General features: G+C 55.6%; 13 protein-coding genes. 9 read left to right on the top strand and 4 right to left on the bottom strand.

Annotation, left to right across the window (positions count from 1 at the left end; genetic code table 11):
- Nucleotides 1–153 precede the first annotated feature (153 nt).
- From NIG5292_RS00770 to NIG5292_RS14905, 3 genes are all read left to right on the top strand, one after another.
- Complete coding sequence (locus NIG5292_RS00770) at nucleotides 154–1,401, top strand: efflux RND transporter periplasmic adaptor subunit (protein WP_048597434.1); 1,248 nt, start codon at nucleotides 154–156, stop codon at nucleotides 1,399–1,401.
- Nucleotides 1,401–5,132, top strand: coding sequence for an efflux RND transporter permease subunit (locus NIG5292_RS00765; protein WP_048597433.1), 3,732 nt, complete (start codon nucleotides 1,401–1,403; stop codon nucleotides 5,130–5,132). Before NIG5292_RS00770 ends, NIG5292_RS00765 begins: the two co-directional genes overlap by 1 nt.
- A gap of 133 nt (nucleotides 5,133–5,265) precedes the next feature.
- Entirely contained in the window at nucleotides 5,266–6,150 is an 885-nt protein-coding gene (locus tag NIG5292_RS14905) for a calcium-binding protein (protein WP_048597432.1), read from the top strand.
- On the opposite strand, the gene NIG5292_RS00755 is transcribed toward NIG5292_RS14905, so the two are convergent.
- From NIG5292_RS00755 to NIG5292_RS00745, 3 genes are all read right to left on the bottom strand, one after another.
- Entirely contained in the window at nucleotides 6,147–7,967 is a 1,821-nt protein-coding gene (locus NIG5292_RS00755) for an ABCB family ABC transporter ATP-binding protein/permease (RefSeq protein WP_048597431.1), read from the bottom strand. The two genes, NIG5292_RS14905 and NIG5292_RS00755, sit on opposite strands and share 4 nt — an antisense overlap.
- A 203-nt stretch (nucleotides 7,968–8,170) precedes the next feature.
- Nucleotides 8,171–8,719 carry a peptidylprolyl isomerase gene (locus tag NIG5292_RS00750; protein ID WP_048597430.1) on the bottom strand — a complete coding sequence of 183 codons (549 nt, stop codon included), beginning with the start codon at nucleotides 8,717–8,719 and terminating at the stop codon, nucleotides 8,171–8,173.
- Nucleotides 8,712–9,218, bottom strand: a complete 507-nt coding sequence (locus NIG5292_RS00745) for a peptidylprolyl isomerase (RefSeq protein ID WP_048597429.1) — start codon at nucleotides 9,216–9,218, stop codon at nucleotides 8,712–8,714. Before NIG5292_RS00745 ends, NIG5292_RS00750 begins: the two co-directional genes overlap by 8 nt.
- Before the next feature lie 116 nt (nucleotides 9,219–9,334).
- On the opposite strand from NIG5292_RS00745, the gene NIG5292_RS00740 reads away from it, so the two are divergent.
- From NIG5292_RS00740 to NIG5292_RS00715, 6 genes are all read left to right on the top strand, one after another.
- Complete coding sequence (locus tag NIG5292_RS00740; protein ID WP_048597428.1) at nucleotides 9,335–10,516, top strand: phosphoglycerate kinase; 1,182 nt, start codon at nucleotides 9,335–9,337, stop codon at nucleotides 10,514–10,516.
- A 176-nt stretch (nucleotides 10,517–10,692) separates the two neighbouring features.
- Nucleotides 10,693–11,586 carry a fructose bisphosphate aldolase gene (locus NIG5292_RS00735; protein WP_048597427.1) on the top strand — a complete coding sequence of 298 codons (894 nt, stop codon included), beginning with the start codon at nucleotides 10,693–10,695 and terminating at the stop codon, nucleotides 11,584–11,586.
- Nucleotides 11,587–11,741: 155 nt separating this feature from the next.
- Entirely contained in the window at nucleotides 11,742–12,047 is a 306-nt protein-coding gene (locus NIG5292_RS00730; RefSeq protein WP_048597426.1) for an FtsB family cell division protein, read from the top strand.
- A 203-nt stretch (nucleotides 12,048–12,250) separates the two neighbouring features.
- Nucleotides 12,251–13,249, top strand: a complete 999-nt coding sequence (pdhA, locus tag NIG5292_RS00725; RefSeq protein WP_048597425.1) for a pyruvate dehydrogenase (acetyl-transferring) E1 component subunit alpha — start codon at nucleotides 12,251–12,253, stop codon at nucleotides 13,247–13,249.
- A gap of 2 nt (nucleotides 13,250–13,251) precedes the next feature.
- A complete protein-coding gene (locus tag NIG5292_RS00720) occupies nucleotides 13,252–14,628 on the top strand; it encodes a pyruvate dehydrogenase complex E1 component subunit beta (protein ID WP_048597424.1) in 1,377 nt (458 codons plus the stop codon).
- A 12-nt stretch (nucleotides 14,629–14,640) separates the two neighbouring features.
- On the top strand, nucleotides 14,641–15,936 hold the full coding sequence (locus NIG5292_RS00715) for a pyruvate dehydrogenase complex dihydrolipoamide acetyltransferase (protein ID WP_048597423.1): 1,296 nt from the start codon (nucleotides 14,641–14,643) through the stop codon (nucleotides 15,934–15,936).
- An 87-nt stretch (nucleotides 15,937–16,023) separates the two neighbouring features.
- Here NIG5292_RS00715 and cysE read toward each other — a convergent pair whose 3' ends face one another.
- On the bottom strand, nucleotides 16,024–16,839 hold the full coding sequence (gene cysE, locus NIG5292_RS00710; RefSeq protein ID WP_048597422.1) for a serine O-acetyltransferase: 816 nt from the start codon (nucleotides 16,837–16,839) through the stop codon (nucleotides 16,024–16,026).
- Nucleotides 16,840–16,911 lie beyond the last annotated feature (72 nt).

Genomic DNA, 16,911 nt, shown 5'->3' with positions numbered 1-16,911 from the left:
TCAATTCCGCGCCAGTTCGCTCTGAAATGCCCAAAATGTCAGGCTGTTCAAAACATTTTTGAACTAAATGGTTTAGTATTACGTAGGATAGGCATATGTAGCTGACAACCGCGCAGTTGTGCGCGCAAAGCGATGAATAGGCTGACCTGACCCATGAAGATTTTCCCGATTTTAACTGCTCTGCTCGTATCTGCGTTCCTCTATGGATTGGTGTTTGAACGCGACGCGCTGATGGCAATTGCCCAGAATTCCGGCGCTGAAATGGAGGCAACGGACACATCAGACGCGGTTCAGCGGATGTCGGTCGTGGCGATGGCGTCGGCGGCACAAACAATCGACAGTGCTGTGATTGTTCGCGGTCAAACCGAAGCGGTGCGCCAATTGACCGTCCGCTCTGAGACATCTGGACTTGTGATCAACACGCCACTGCGCAAAGGCGCGTTCGTCGAAGAAGGTGCGGAAATGTGCGTGCTGAACCCCGGAACATCGCAGGTGCGCCTTGCAGAAGCCCTTGCACGTTTGGCCGAAGCAAAAGCAAACCTTCCATCCGCTAACTCACGCCTGCCCGAAGCACGCGCCCGCCTGCGCGAAGCACAAGCACGAGTTGAAGAAGCAAAGATCAATCAAAACGCCGCACGTACATTGGCCGCAGACGGCTACGCCTCAGACACCCGCGTTGCCGCCGCCCAAGCCAATCTGGAAAGCGCATTGGCCGCAGTCACATCCGCAACAGCGGGGATTCAATCTGCCGAAGGTGGCATGCAATCCGCCCAAGCCGCTGTGCAATCTGCCCAAGCTGCCGTTGAAAACGCCGAACGCGAAATCTCTAAACTGACCATCAGCGCGCCATTTGCAGGGCTTTTGGAAAGCGACACAGCCGAACTTGGCGCGTTACTGCAACCGGGGGCCGCTTGCGCGACCCTCATCCAGCTGGACCCGATCAAATTGGTGGGCTTTGTACCTGAAACCCAAGTGGACCGCATCACTGTGGGGGCCGTTGGCGGCGCACGCCTGACAGGTGAGCGTGAAGTGCGCGGACGGGTTACTTTCCTGTCGCGCAGCGCTGATCCGCTGACCCGTACGTTCCGCGTTGAGTTGGAAGTGCCGAACACAGACCTGAGCATCCGTGACGGCCAAACTGTTGAGATCGCCATCGCAAGCGACGGTGCTGATGCGCATTTGTTGCCCGGCTCTGCGCTGACGCTTGATGATCAAGGGCGCCTTGGGGTGCGCGTGGCCGAAGACGGTATCGCGCGCTTTGTCCCCGTCAGCTTGATCCGCGACACCATGGACGGTGTGTGGGTCAACGGCCTGCCAACAACAGCAGATGTCATTGTGGTGGGCCAGGAATATGTAACCGACGGCGTACCCGTTGATGTGACGATGCGTGGAGTGAACTGATGGTTGGAATGGTAGATTGGGCCGCGTCACGGGCGCGGATGATTATTGCCTTCATCGTGCTTTCAATCGCGGTGGGGGCTTTTGCCTATGTGAGCCTTCCCAAAGAGGGCGAGCCTGACATTGAAATCCCTGCGCTTGTGATCTCGCTGCCCTTCCCCGGTATCTCGGCGGAAGACAGTGAAAAGCTGTTGGTGAAACCGATTGAGACAGAACTTTCGGACCTAGACGGGCTGAAACGCATTACTGGCACAGCCGTGGAAAACTACGCAAACGTGGTGCTTGAATTTGAATTTGGCTGGGACAAGCCGAAAATCCTTGCGGATGTCCGCGACCGGATGAACACCGTTGAGGCCAATTTCCCCAATGGTGCTGAAAAATACAAAATCGAAGAGATCAACTTCTCTGAGTTTCCGATCATTATTGTAAACCTGACGGGCTCTTTGCCTGAACGCACGTTGGTGCGCGTGGCCAAAGATTTACAGGATAAGATCGAGGGCCAAGACGCCGTCCTTGAAGCGGCTTTATCTGGCCAACGCGATGAGATGGTTGAGGTCGTCATCGACCCGCTGAAACTTGAAAGCTACAACGTCACCGCGAACGAATTGATCAACGTCGTTGCCAACAACAATTTGTTGGTTGCCGCCGGAAACGTAGACACAAGCGCGTCCTCAATCGGCATCAAAATCCCCTCCTCGTTTGATGAAGCCCAAGACATTTACAGCTTGCCCGTCAAAACCAACGGCGACCGCGTGATCACGCTCGGGGATCTCACGGACATCCGTCTCACGTTTGAAGACCGTGCCGGAACTGCGCGTTTTAATTCCGAAAATACCGTGGCCCTGCAAGTGGTTAAGCGCAAAGGCTTCAATATTATCGACACCGCCAACATGGTTCGCAAACTGGTTGAGCAAGAGCGTCAAAGCTGGGAGCCAGAGTTGCGCGCCGCCATTCAAGTGGGGTTCTCCAACGACCAGTCACGTCAAGTGGGCAGCATGGTCAGCCAGCTTGAAAGTTCCGTTCTGACGGCCATTGCGTTGGTGATGATTGTGGTGCTTGCCGCCCTTGGCCCGCGCCCTGCGCTGCTTGTGGGCTTTGCCATTCCAACGTCGTTTTTGTTGTGTTTTGTGTTGCTGGCCTTGCTTGGGGTTTCGGTGTCCAACATTGTGATGTTCGGCTTGATCCTTGCGGTTGGTATGTTGGTAGACGGCGCGATTGTGGTCGTGGAATACGGCGACAAACGCCTAAGCGAAGGCGCATCGCCCATGCAGGCCTACACGGACGCCGCAAAACGGATGTTCTGGCCGATTGTATCTTCAACAGCCACCACGCTTTGCGCATTTCTGCCGTTCCTATTCTGGCCCGGCGTGCCAGGTGAATTCATGGGCATGCTGCCGGTCACGATGATTTTCGTCTTGTCAGCATCCCTGCTCGTGGCGCTGATTTACCTACCTGTCGTGGGTGGCATTTCGGGCCGCATGACACGGGTCTTTGGCAAAACCTCTGACGCGCTTCGCGATAACTTGCCGTGGCTCGTGCGGTTGGCCCTTGTGGTGCCCGCCATCCTGCTGACGTTTGCAGGTGTCATGGGAATATTGAACACGTCCTACATCGTGCCGTCGGGCGGTATCTTGGGCGCGATCATCGGCTGCATCTTCTTTAGCCTTGGCGCATTTGCCCTGTCGATCACGGTTGGTTCTGCAACGCCCCTGAAAGGTGAAAAGCGGGTTAGCTCAGGACGCACAAGGACAATTTTTGGTAAATTCATCCGTCTTATCGTGGGCAATCCAATCATGCCAGTGGTTTCACTTGTGGCCGTAATGGCGTTTGTGATGGGGACCTTTACCTACTTTGGGACCAACAATAACGGCGTTGAATTCTTTGTGGAATCCGAGCCTGAGCAGGCCATCGTCTACGTCCGCGCGCGAGGCAATCTAAGTCTTGAAGAAAAAGACGCAGCCGTCCGTGCCGCCGAAGAAATTGTGTTGGCGCACCCCGGTGTTGTGAACGTTTTTGCCTTCGCGGGTGAAGGGGGCCTCGACACTGGTGGGCCCGGCGGCGGACAAGGCCCGCGCGACACGATTGGGCGTATCCAGCTTGAGACGATCCCATGGGATGACCGCGCTGATCGTCCTGATCTGGACGGTAACTTGGTGCTTGATGAGCTCAGCGCAGAGCTTGCAAAACTACCGGGGATTAAGGCCGAAATATCCGAGCTGGCCCAAGGTCCGGCCCAAGGTAAGCCACTGCATTTGCGTATTCGCGGCGATGATCTTGATGTGCTCAAAGACGCAGCACTGACGGCGCGCGCCAAGTTCGAAGCGACCCCAGGTTTGACACTGATCGAAGACACCCTGCCCCTACCCGGTTTTGACTGGCAGATTGATGTGGACGTGGAAAAAGCCGGTCGCTACGGCGCGAACGTGGCGACGGTCGGCGGCATGGTTCAGCTTGTGACGAGGGGTATCTTGCTGGGCCAGATGCGTGTCGACAGCAGCGATGAAGAAATCGACATTCGTGTGCGCCTACCCGAAAAAGACCGTGTCATGTCAACGCTGGACACGCTGCGTGTACGCACCCCCGAAGGTCTGGTGCCGCTGTCTAATTTCATAACCGTGAAGCCGGTCGCCAAGCTGGGTCAGATCGACCGTGTGGACCAAAAACGCCACTATGATGTGAAGGCAGACGTCGAAACAGGCCTTGCAAAACTGACCCTTGAAGGACCGTCTGGGCCGGATGGTTCTGATGCGGTTACGACCCAAGCGATCGTGCGCGAGCTTGAGGCGGACGCCGAAACACCCGCGGGTCAGCCAATCTTTCAACGGGGCGACACGCGCTATGCCATTTTGTCACTCACCGGCAGCCTCACCGCGGACGAGTTGCAAGCCAACGACGATGTCCTGATCGCGCCGATTAATGCAAACGAGCGTATCACCCTGATCACCGACTGGATTGAAAGCACATCCCCCTTCCCCGCAGCCCTTGAGTGGGAATGGGCAGGCGACCAAGAAGAACAGGCCGAAAGTGGCGCGTTCTTGATGCAGGCTTTTGCGGGTGCGCTTGGCTTGATGTTCATCATCTTGCTGGCGCAATTCAACAGCTTTTATAACTCGGTGCTGGTACTGCTGGCGGTGATTTTGTCGACCACAGGTGTGCTGATTGGCATGCTGGTTATGGATCAGGCCTTCTCGATCATCATGACCGGTACGGGCATCGTGGCTTTGGCGGGGATCGTGGTGAACAACAACATTGTGCTGATCGACACCTATCAAGAATATAACCGCTATATGCCACGGATTGAGGCGATCATTCGCACAGCCGAAGACCGTATCCGCCCCGTGCTTCTGACCACAATTACCACGATGGCAGGCCTCGCGCCGATGATGTTTGGCCTGAGCCTTGATTTCATCGGCGGTGGCTATTCCATCGACAGCCCCACGGCACTTTGGTGGAAGCAGCTTGCTACGGCGGTGGTCTTTGGACTTGGCATCGCGACGGTTCTAACGCTTGTGTTCACCCCGTCGCTTCTTGCGCTGCGCGTTTGGGTTGTGACCTATGCGCGTTGGATCGGCCTTGCGCTTGCCAAACTGTCACTTGGCAAAGGCTCTGTCGCAGCGCAGGATTGGGCGCTTCGCAAAGAGGCCTCACAGGTGAAACACCCCGAGATCATCTGGGGTGATCCAGAAAGCTCCGCGCAACAATCGGATGTTGAGCCACTTAAAGCCGCGGAATAAGAAACAATCACCCAAGCAGTGGAGGCAGGTCACACCGCTGCTTGGGTTTTCGGTCGGATTTTGCATTCACCTTATTGAACGCTACGCCATCTTCGCTAAAATTACGGTTCTGAGTAATTAGTGAGATGTGTTCATGGTTTTATTGCTGTCGATTTGTGTCGCCGTTGGTCTGGGTGCCCTGCTTGACGGGGGTAGTTCCTCAACTAACTTCGCCGAGCCTACACCACCAGACGCCCCAGACGAGACCACGGACGAAAGCGGCCAACCACGACCGTCCTTGCTGATTGGTGACGACGGGCCCAACGTTTTCACCGACGTAGACAGTACAACAGACGTCACGATCCAAGGGCGCGGCGGCGATGATGTGGTGGATTTAACCGGCCCCAGTAACGACATCATTTTCGGCGGTGCCGGAGATGACAACGTGAGCCCTGGTGATGGCGACGACGAGGTATTTCTGGGACGCGGTGACGACTTTTTTGGCGATGTCGGCGGGCGAAATGATCCGGACTACGGCGGGGATGATCTTGTGCGCGGTCAGGGCGGAAACGACACGCTGACATCCCTTGGCGGCCAAGACACGCTGTTTGGTGATACGGGCAACGATGTGATCAACACCAACGATTTCTTGCCCCAGTTTGACGGCGTTCAGGCACGACCTGACATGGGGTTTGGCGGACTTGGTGATGACCAAATGCTGTTCGATGACGGCGATACGGTATCCGGTGGTGAAGGCGTGGACGCGTTCCAACTGCAAGTGGCCAGCACCAAATCAACCGCCGTTACCATCACAGATTTTGATCCAGTGACTGAGGCCCTTCAGATCAATATTTCTGACGGATCAAACCCACTGTTCACGAACGAAAACAGCTTCACAGAGGCTTCAGAATTTGCAGACCTCAGCTTTGTCCAGGACGGCGCGGACACGCAGATCGTGCTGAACGAAACGCAAGTTCTGGCAATTCTGCAGAACGTTGACGCCGCCGCACTCAGCGCCGCCAACATCCAAGTCACCTAAGCCTCTTCTTCGTCATCATTTTGCTGGCGATGCCACATGTCTGAAAAACGCCCGCCCACCGCAAGCAATTCATCGAAGGTGCCGCGCTCGGCCACAAGGCCGTTTTCCAGCACAATGATCTGATCGGCGTGGGTAATCGTGGACAACCTATGCGCAATCGTGAAGACCGTGCGCCCGTGTCCCAACCCGTTCAACTCATCCTGAATGTCGCGCTCTGTCTCACTATCAAGGGCGGACGTGGCCTCATCAAGCAGCAAAATCGGTGGATCTTTCAACAGCGTGCGCGCAATGCCGACCCGCTGTTTTTCACCACCCGACAATTTCAGACCGCGCTCACCTACAGTTGTCTCGTAGCCATTCGGAAGCGCCATGATGAAGTCATGGATTTTGGCCGCCTTAGCCGCCGCTTCAACTTGACTGCGCGGCGCGTCGGGGTTGCCGTAAGCAATGTTGTAATAGACCGTATCGTTAAAAAGCACCGTGTCTTGTGGCACCACGCCGATTTGATCGTGCAGGCTTGTTTGGGTCACATCGCGCACATCTTGCCCGTCAATGCGCAGCGCGCCGGCGCCCACATCATAAAAGCGGAACAGCAGCCGCCCAATGGTCGATTTACCAGAACCAGAGGGGCCAACGATGGCAATGGTTTCCCCTGCACCGGCTTTGATACTGACACCCTTAAGGATGGGGCGCTCGGGATCATAGCCGAACTCAACACTGTCCAACTCAACCTCACCGCCTTTGACCTCCAACGCCCGCGCACCTTTTTTGTCTTGGACTTCCGCAGGGCTTTCAAGCAGATCAAACATCTCCCCCATATCCACAAGGGCCTGACGGATCTCACGGTAAACGGTGCCCAAGAAGTTCAAAGGCATCGTGATTTGGATCATATAGGCGTTGACCAAGACGAAATCCCCTACGGTCATCTGCCCGTTTTGCACCCCAAACGCAGCCATGACCATCACACCCACAAGGCCAGATGTAATGATAAGCGATTGACCAAAATTCAAAAACGCCAGCGAATATGATGTCTGAAGCGCTGCCGCCTCATACTTTTGCATCGCCCCGTCATAGCGTTCAGCCTCGCGGGCCTCGGCACCGAAATACTTCACAGTTTCAAAGTTAAGCAGGCTGTCGATCGCCTTTTGATTGGCGTCCGTATCTTGGTCGTTCATCACTTTGCGAATGCGCACGCGCCACTCGGTCACGCGGAACGTAAAGATGACGTAAAGCACGATCGTCGCCAGCACGACCACCAAATACCACACGCTAAACTGCACCGCCAAAATGACGCCGATCAACAACAGCTCCAACACAAGCGGGCCGATCGAGAACAGCAAAAATCGCAGCAAAAACTCAACACCCTTCACACCGCGTTCGATGATCCGGCTAAGCCCACCAGTTTTGCGGCTGATGTGATAGCGCATTGAAAGGCGGTGGATGTGAGTGAACGTCTCAAGGGCCAGCTGTCGCAGCGCCCGCTGACCAACCCGTGCAAAGATCACATCGCGCAACTGCTGAAAGCCCACGTTCATCAAGCGCGCCACACCGTAGGCCACTGTCAAACCAATGGCGCCCATGGCCAACATTGTTGCATCACCGTCGCCGCTCAGCGCATCAACCGCCTGCTTATAAAGCTGCGGCGTATAGACCGCGACCAGCTTGGCGATGAACAAAACCGTCAGAGCCGCCACCACGCGCCGCTTCACCCAAGGGTGTTCGGCGGGCCAAAGATAAGGGACAACGCGCTTGATTGTGCGCCACCCGCTGATCTGATCGTCGTTCAAATTGGCAGCGGTTTTTGTCAGTCGGCGCATCGGGTCTCTTTTCACTAAAACGTATAGGTCTACCCTAGTCCTTTCGCCCCGTGATGAGTAGCCCCGACACCAAGTAATCCACGATTAACTTTTGAAATCTGTCACGGACGTGAACAATTGCACCGTACAAGTAAAAACGCCCCCGCCCAGATATGTGATCCGGTGCAGGGGCGCTCTTGATGTCTTACAGATAACTGCGCAGTTTAGTCGGTGACGCGCACCGCAACCATACGGTCAGGCTCGCCGATCACGGCACCATTGGCACCGCGCCCCAGCTTGATCGCATCAACCACATCCATGCCAGCAGTTACTTGACCGACAATGGTGTATTGTCCGTTCAAATGCGGCGCAGGCGCAAACATGATGAAAAACTGGCTGTTGGCAGAGTTTGGCTGTGACGAGCGCGCCATCCCAACAACACCGCGGTCAAAGTTCAGGGTATCACTGAACTCGGCCGGCAGATCAGGCAGATCGCTGCCGCCCATACCCGCACGGCGCATGTCTTGGCCCAGTTTGCCGTGCTCAACATCACCGGTTTGGGCCATGAACCCTTGGATCACACGGTGAAACACCACGTCATCATACGCGCCCTCAGACGCAAGGGTCGTGATCCGTTCCGCGTGCATCGGTGCAGATTGTTCGAACAAATCAACCGTGATTGTCCCGTTTGCTTCGCCAGCGATGTCAATCTCAAGCCCCGCACCAAATGCTGGCGCGGCGCTGAGGAGCAAAGCTGCCAACGCGCTACGCATCAGCGGCGACTTTCACAGAAATCATGCGGTCAGGCTCTGCTGGTGGCTCGCCACGCTGGATCGCATCCACATGGTCCATACCCTCAATCACACGGCCATACACAGTGTATTGACCGTTCAGAAAGTGGTTGTCGTTGAAGTTGATGAAGAACTGGCTGTTGGCAGAGTTCGGATTGGCAGAACGCGCCGCACCCAATGTGCCGCGGTCGTGGGGCAGTTTTGAAAACTCGGCAGGAAGGTCCGGCAAATCAGATCCGCCTGTGCCTGCGCGGCCCAAGTTGAAGTCTTTTTCCATGTTGCCGTTCGCCACGTCGCCTGTTTGCGCCATGAAGCCGTCGATGACACGGTGGAACGCTACGTTGTCGTACTGGCCGCTACGTGCGAGCTCTTTCATGCGGGCGGCGTGCTCAGGCGCTACATCTGGCAAAAGCTCGATTGTGACGGTCCCGCCTTTGAGTTCCATCAAGATTGTGTTCTCGGGATCATTGATCTCGGCCATTGGGTCTCTCCATTTTGTGTTTGTGCGGAACCTAGGTCGGATCAATCGGATTGCCAAGCAGGTAGCCCCCGCGTTAGAGGTCGCAAACACCAATTCAACGCAGGACGGGCAAAAATATGGGCTGGAAAACACTTGATGACATGGCGCTTTCGGACAAACGGGTTCTGGTGCGCGTAGACATCAACGTGCCGATGGAAAACGGCCGTGTCACAGACGCCAGCCGCATCGAACGCATCGCCCCCACCATTGCCGATATTCGCGCCGCCTTGGGCTGTCCGATCTTGCTGGCCCACTTTGGCCGCCCCAAGGGCAAAGTTGTTCCCGAGATGTCACTACAACAGCTGGTCCCTGCCCTCAGCGACACGTTCGGCGCGCCCGTCACTTTTGTTGAGCGCCCGTCCCGCGAATTTATCGACGCACAGCCAATGGATGCCATCATCTTGCTCGAAAACACGCGCTTTTCGGCCATGGAAGAAGCAAATGACCCAGAAATGGCGGCTTTCTTGGCCACGTTGGGCGATATCTTCTGCAATGATGCTTTCTCTGCCGCCCACCGTGCCCATGCCTCAACGACAGGTGTCGCAACGCTTTTGCCCTCATGCGCGGGGCGTCTGATGCAGCAAGAGCTCGGCGCGCTTGAAGCTGCCTTGGGTGCGCCCAAGCGCCCCGTGGTCGCTGTGGTTGGCGGTGCAAAAGTGTCCACAAAGTTGGACCTGCTCTCGAACCTGATTGAGAAAGTGGACCACCTTGTGATTGGCGGGGGCATGGCAAACACATTCCTCGCGGCCCAAGGGATCGACGTGGGTAAATCCCTGTGCGAACACGATTTGGCCGACACTGCCCGCGCGATCATGGACAAGGCAGCCTCCACAGGCTGCGAGATTGTGCTGCCAAGCGATGTTGTCGTCGCCCGTGAATTCAAAGCCGGCGCCGAAAATGACGTGGTCGCCGCCAATGCCTGCCCCGCTGACGCGATGATCCTTGATGCGGGGCCTGACGCGGTTGCACGCATTGAAGCTGTGCTGGCAAACGCGAAAACGCTGATCTGGAACGGCCCGTTGGGTGCGTTCGAAATCGCGCCGTTTGATGCGGCCACAAACGCTGCTGCACAGGCCGCAGCGCGGCTAACCCGTGAAGGGACGCTTACTTCCGTGGCGGGTGGCGGTGATACGGTTGCGGCCCTGAACCAAGCGGGTGCGGCGGATGATTTCACCTATATCTCAACCGCGGGTGGTGCGTTCTTGGAATGGATGGAAGGTAAAACCCTTCCCGGTGTTGCGGCTTTGATGGCGCAGTAAATGCACCTGCGTCACACGCCCGAATACCCACAACAGATCACGTAATTACAATGCGTTACGCACCGCATTCATGTTAGCGCAACCCGTTAGCGCGACCATAATTGCGATGCGTAAACCGCTGCCTTAAGGGTGGGGTAACCGCGATATTTCGCGCCCCACAGCCTAAGGACGCCCCAATGACCAACCCTGACATGACCGCCCAAATCCGCACCGGTGACGGCTTCATTGCAGCACTGGATCAATCCGGCGGCTCCACCCCCAAGGCGCTGCGGCTCTACGGAGTTGAGGAAAGCGCCTACGCCAACGACGACGAAATGTATGACCTGATCCACGACATGCGCGCCCGCATCATCCGCGCCCCTGCATTTCACGGCGACAAAGTCATTGGCGCGATCTTGTTTGAGATGACAATGGACCGCGATGTTGACGGCACGCCCACCGCCGAGCACCTGTGGAACACCCACCGCATTGTGCCTTTCCTGAAATGCGACAAAGGTCTTGAGGACGAAGCCGATGGCGTGCAACTGCTGCGCCCCATTCCCAATCTTGATGCACTGTGTCAACGCGCCGTGGCAAAAGGCGTGTTCGGCACCAAGATGCGGTCTGTGATCTCGGCCGCCTCCGCCAGCGGCATCAAAGCGGTCGTCGCACAGCAATTCGCAATTGCGCGCCAGATCATGTCCCACGGCCTCGTGCCGATCATCGAGCCGGAGGTCACGATCTCAATCGCGGACAAAGCCGAAGCCGAAGCGATGTTGCTCGACGCAATCAAAGCCGAACTTGATGTACTGCCCGATGGCCAAGAGGTCATGCTGAAACTCACCCTGCCCGAAACCGCCAACCACTACTTACCGCTGGTTCAGCACAAAGCCGTCATGCGCGTTGTTGCCCTGTCAGGCGGCTATTCACGGACAGAAGCCAACACGCGCCTTTGCGCCAACACCGGTATCATCGCCTCATTCAGCCGCGCCCTTACGGAAGGTCTCAGCGCTGACCAAACCGACAGTGCATTCAACACGACGATTGCGCAGACCATCGACAGCATTTTTGACGCCTCCTGCGCGGGCTAAGGCCCAAAGGCTGCTAAATGAGCGAAAAGATACGGTTTTTCGGCAATTTTCAGCCCAATTAACCATTTTAGGGATTCCCACAGCGAATCGCCTCCAGTAGTGTCATCTCAAGCGCTCCGAAAAGTGAGCGCACCTAACTGAGGCACAGCAGAACGATGAAATACAACACCCGCAAACGCCATTCTATCGGTGCGATTGTGTATTTCGTCGTGATGTGCGCTGTTGGCTTTTATTTCACATTTGCCGCCGTTCAGGGCGATTATGGCATTTTTAGCCGTGCCGAGATTGAGGCAGATGCCGCAACGCTGCAGGCTGAACTGGACACGCTTTTGGCAGATGTGGCCGAGTTGCAAAACAAAACCCGTCGGTTGTCAGACACCTACCTGGACCTTGATCTACTTGATGAGCAGGCCCGTGATGTTTTGGGATATGTGCGCAGCGACGAAATGGTCATCCGCTAAGCCAACCGTGCCGACCCCGCAAAAAACTACGTCGTCCATAGTGCAGTACGCGCTGATTTTCACTTCTTAACAGTGAATTCACGCGCATATTTGATTGCTCCACTTTGCCCCTATTGATTTCCAAAACCCCCTAATGTAGAAATAGTTTAATGTTAAACTATATGCGTTTGCGCCCGTGACTTTGGGTGTAAGGAGGGAGCCTTATGGCCGCTAAGAAACCAGCCACACCGAATGTCTCAGCAGATGAGCTTCTTAACCACTACCGTGAAATGCTACTCATTCGCCGCTTTGAAGAAAAAGCAGGCCAGCTTTATGGCATGGGTCTTATTGGCGGGTTCTGCCACCTCTACATCGGCCAAGAAGCCGTTGTTGTGGGCTTGGAAGCGGCTGCAAAAGAAGGCGACAAGCGCATCACATCATATCGTGATCACGGCCATATGCTGGCCTGTGGCATGGATCCAAAAGGTGTCATGGCTGAACTTACTGGTCGCGAGGGTGGCTACAGCCGCGGCAAAGGTGGCTCGATGCACATGTTCTCTAAAGAAAAGCATTTCTACGGCGGACACGGCATTGTTGCAGCGCAAGTTCCCCTTGGCGCGGGCCTTGCCTTTGCGGACAAATACAACGGCAATGACAACGTTACCTTCATCTACTTCGGCGACGGTGCAGCGAACCAAGGCCAAGTGTATGAAACCTACAACATGGCCGAGCTGTGGCAGCTTCCCGCAGTTTTCGTGATTGAAAACAACCAATACGCCATGGGTACCTCGACCCAACGCTCAACCAAATCACCCAGCTATTTCGCACGCGGTCAAGCATACGGCATCGCTGGCGAAGAAGTAGACGGCATGGATGTTTTGGCAGTCAAAGCTGCGGGTGAGAAAGCCGTTGCGCACTGCCGCGCAGGCAAAGGCCCCTACATTTTGGAAGTGAAAACATACCGTTACCGTGGTCACTCCATGTCTGATCCCGCGAAATACCGGACCCGCGAAGAGGTCCAAAAAATGCGCGACGAGCGCGATCCAATCGAACAAATCCGCGACATGCTACTTACTGGTAAGCACGCCTCAGAAGATGAGTTGAAAGCAGTCGACAAAGAAATCAAAGCAATCGTCAACGAAGCGGCTGAGTTCTCAAAAGAGAGCCCAGAGCCCCATGTCGATGAACTTTGGACAGATATCTACGCAAGCGAGGACGTATAATTATGGCAACCGAAATTCTGATGCCCGCCCTCTCGCCCACCATGGAAGAAGGCACGCTGGCCAAATGGCTCGTCAAAGAAGGCGACACCGTTGCCTCAGGTGACATCTTGGCCGAGATCGAAACCGACAAAGCTACGATGGAATTTGAAGCTGTCGACGAAGGTGTGATTGGTAAAATCCTCATCTCTGAGGGCTCTGAAGGTGTCAAAGTGAACACAGCAATTGCCGTATTACTGGAAGAAGGTGAAGACGCGTCCGCCGCTGACACGGCTAGCGCCGCAGCGGCACCGGCTGCCGACGCGACAGCCGCGCCAGAAGCCACCAGTGTTCCAGCAACTGCCGCAGCACCCGCGGCCCCTGCTCCGGACACATCGCCAGATTGGCCCGAAGGCACGCAAATGAAACAGCAGACCGTCCGCGAAGCACTACGTGATGCGATGGCCGAAGAAATGCGCGGCAATGAAAGCGTCTTCTTGATGGGCGAAGAAGTCGCTGAGTACCAGGGTGCCTATAAAATCAGCCAAGGTCTGTTGGATGAGTTCGGCGCAAAACGCGTCATCGACACCCCCATCACCGAGCACGGTTTTGCAGGCATCGCCACAGGGTCCGCAATGGCTGGCCTGCGCCCGATTGTTGAGTTCATGACATTTAACTTCGCCATGCAAGCCATTGATCATCTTATCAATTCCGCGGCAAAGACGCTTTATATGTCAGGCGGTCAGATGGGCGCCCCGATGGTTTTCCGTGGACCAAACGGTGCTGCGGCACGGGTTGGCGCGCAGCACTCTCAGGATTACGCCGCATGGTACATGCAGGTGCCTGGTCTCAAAGTTGCGATGCCCTACTCCGCATCTGACGCCAAAGGTTTGCTGAAATCAGCGATCCGTGACCCGAACCCTGTGATCTTCCTTGAGAACGAAATTCTCTACGGCCGGTCCTTCGATGTGCCAGACATGGACGACTACACTGTTCCGTTCGGTAAGGCACGAATTTGGCGCGAAGGCACCGACGTAACAATCGTGTCATTTGGTATCGGCATGACATATGCTCTTGAGGCCGCAGACAAGCTGGCTGAAGAAGGTATCTCTGCGGAAGTTATCGATCTGCGGACTTTGCGTCCGATGGATATGGACAGCATCTTGGCGTCCGTGCGTAAAACAAACCGCTGCGTCACCGTCGAAGAAGGTTGGCCACAAGGCAGCGTTGGTAGCTACATCGGCAGCCAGATCATGCAGCACGCGTTCGATTATCTCGACGCGCCAGTGATCAGCTGCACAGGTAAAGACGTACCGATGCCATATGCCGCAAACCTCGAAAAACTTGCCCTTGTCACAACAGACGAGGTCATCGCCGCCGTTAAACAAGTCACCTACCGTTAAGGAGCCGCAGATATGGCAACTGAAATTCTAATGCCCGCGCTCTCTCCGACGATGGAGGAAGGCACACTTGCAAAATGGCTTGTCAAAGAAGGCGACACTGTTGCCTCTGGTGACTTGCTGGCAGAAATCGAGACTGACAAAGCGACCATGGAGTTTGAAGCCGTGGACGAAGGGGTCATCGGCAAACTCTTGGTCGCCGAAGGCTCCGAAGGTGTCAAAGTGAACACAGCAATTGCGGTTCTGCTTGAAGAAGGCGAAGACGCTGACAGCGCTGTTGCAACACCTGCTGCCGCACCAAGCGAAGCTGAAACTACAGTGGCTGAGGCCTCACCGGCGGCGCCACAACAAACGTCTCCCGCCCCCGCGGCACCACAGACAGCCAAGGGCGAACGCGTGTTTGCAACGCCCCTCGCGCGGCGTATTGCAGCGGATAAAGGCATCGATCTGTCATCCATGACCGGATCAGGACCTCACGGTCGTATCATCAAAGCAGATGTTGAAAACGCCACCGCTGCACCGAAAACTTCGGCTGCGGCAGCGTCAACCGCAAGCAGCCAATCCGCTACAATCGCACAAGGCCCGAGCACCGATCAGGTCATCGCGATGTATGAAGGGCGCGCTTTTGAGGAAGTTAAATTGGACGGCATGCGCAAAACAATTGCCGCCCGTCTGACCGAGGCGAAACAGTCTGTACCGCATTTCTACCTGCGCCGCGACATTGAGCTTGATGCGCTTTTGAAGTTCCGCGCTGAGATCAACGCAACGCTAGAACCTCGGGGCATCAAACTGTCCGTAAACGACTTCATCATCAAAGCCTGCGCACTTGCACTGCAACAGGTGCCAGAAGCAAACGCAGTTTGGGCCGGTGACAGAACACTCAAAATGGAACGTTCAGATGTTGCTGTTGCAGTGGCAATTGAGGGCGGGCTTTTCACCCCTGTGCTACAAGACGCCGATCAAAAGTCACTTTCTGCGCTTTCCACGCAGATGAAAGACATGGCGTCCCGTGCGCGTGATCGCAAGTTGGCGCCTCACGAGTATCAAGGCGGTAGCTTTGCGATTTCCAACTTGGGTATGTTCGGCATCGACAACTTCGACGCCATCATTAACCCACCGCACTCCGCAATTTTGGCGGTGGGTGCAGGTGCAAAGAAACCTGTCGTCGGCGCTGACGGAGAGCTGAAAGTCGCTACCGTCATGTCCACCACAATGTCAGTTGACCACCGTGTCATTGACGGGGCTCTTGGTGCGAACTTGTTGAACGCAATCAAGCACAACCTCGAAAATCCTGTTGGCATGCTTGCGTAAAGCCTCATCACTGAACTAACTGATACCAAACAAAAAGGCCGCTAGGAGATATCCCCTAGCGGCCTTTTTAAATACTGAAGTAGAGCTCTACTCGATCATTGAGCCACTCAGCAATTGATCCATGCTAATCGATGGCTGAGAGCACCCCGCCTCACCAACTATTTTAGCCGGTACACCAGCGACTGTTTTCATCGGTGGCACATCTTCAAGCACAACAGATCCGGCAGCAATCCGGCAGCATTGCCCGATTGAGATGTTTCCAAGCACATGCGCGCCGGCCCCGATCAACACACCGTCGCCAATTTTCGGGTGACGGTCGTCATCTTCTTTACCGGTGCCGCCAAGGGTTACTGAGTGTAACATTGACACATTATCGCCCACAACTGCGGTCTCACCGATCACGATAGAGTGGGCATGGTCGATCATGATCCCCTGACCAATCGTGGCCCCAGGGTGGATATCAATTCCGAACATTTCCGAGGTCCGCATCTGAATGAAATACGCAAGATCGGCGCGACCCTCGCGCCACAACGCGTTGGCAACGCGGTGCGCCTGAACTGCCTGAAATCCTTTGAAATAAAGGAGCGGCTGCATCAGGCGGTGACATGCCGGATCACGATCATAGACCGCGGCCAAGTCAGCCCGCGCCGCCAAACCCAACGCTGGATTACGGGCATAGGCGGCGTTTGCAATCTCTGCAATCAGCTGCTCTGACATCTCGCCGGACGATAATTTTAAAGCCAAGCGATAAGACAAAGCTCGCTCGAAAGTCGCGTGATGCAACAAAGAGCTGTGCACCAATCCGCCCAAAAGCGGCTCATCAACAATCGCTTGATGCGCTTCTTCTTGCACCTGCTCCCAAATCGGGTCGATGCTGCGGTTTGTCGTGCGAACATTTGCCATCGGTGGTCTCCTTCACGCCTGTCCCTAACCTAGCACATATGCAGCGCCAACCAAAAAAGTATACGTAACGAC

The sequence above is a fragment of the Nereida ignava genome (genome assembly GCF_001049735.1).
In the GTDB taxonomy this organism is placed as follows: domain Bacteria; phylum Pseudomonadota; class Alphaproteobacteria; order Rhodobacterales; family Rhodobacteraceae; genus Nereida; species Nereida ignava.
This window is presented reverse-complemented; position numbering and strand designations above follow the sequence as displayed.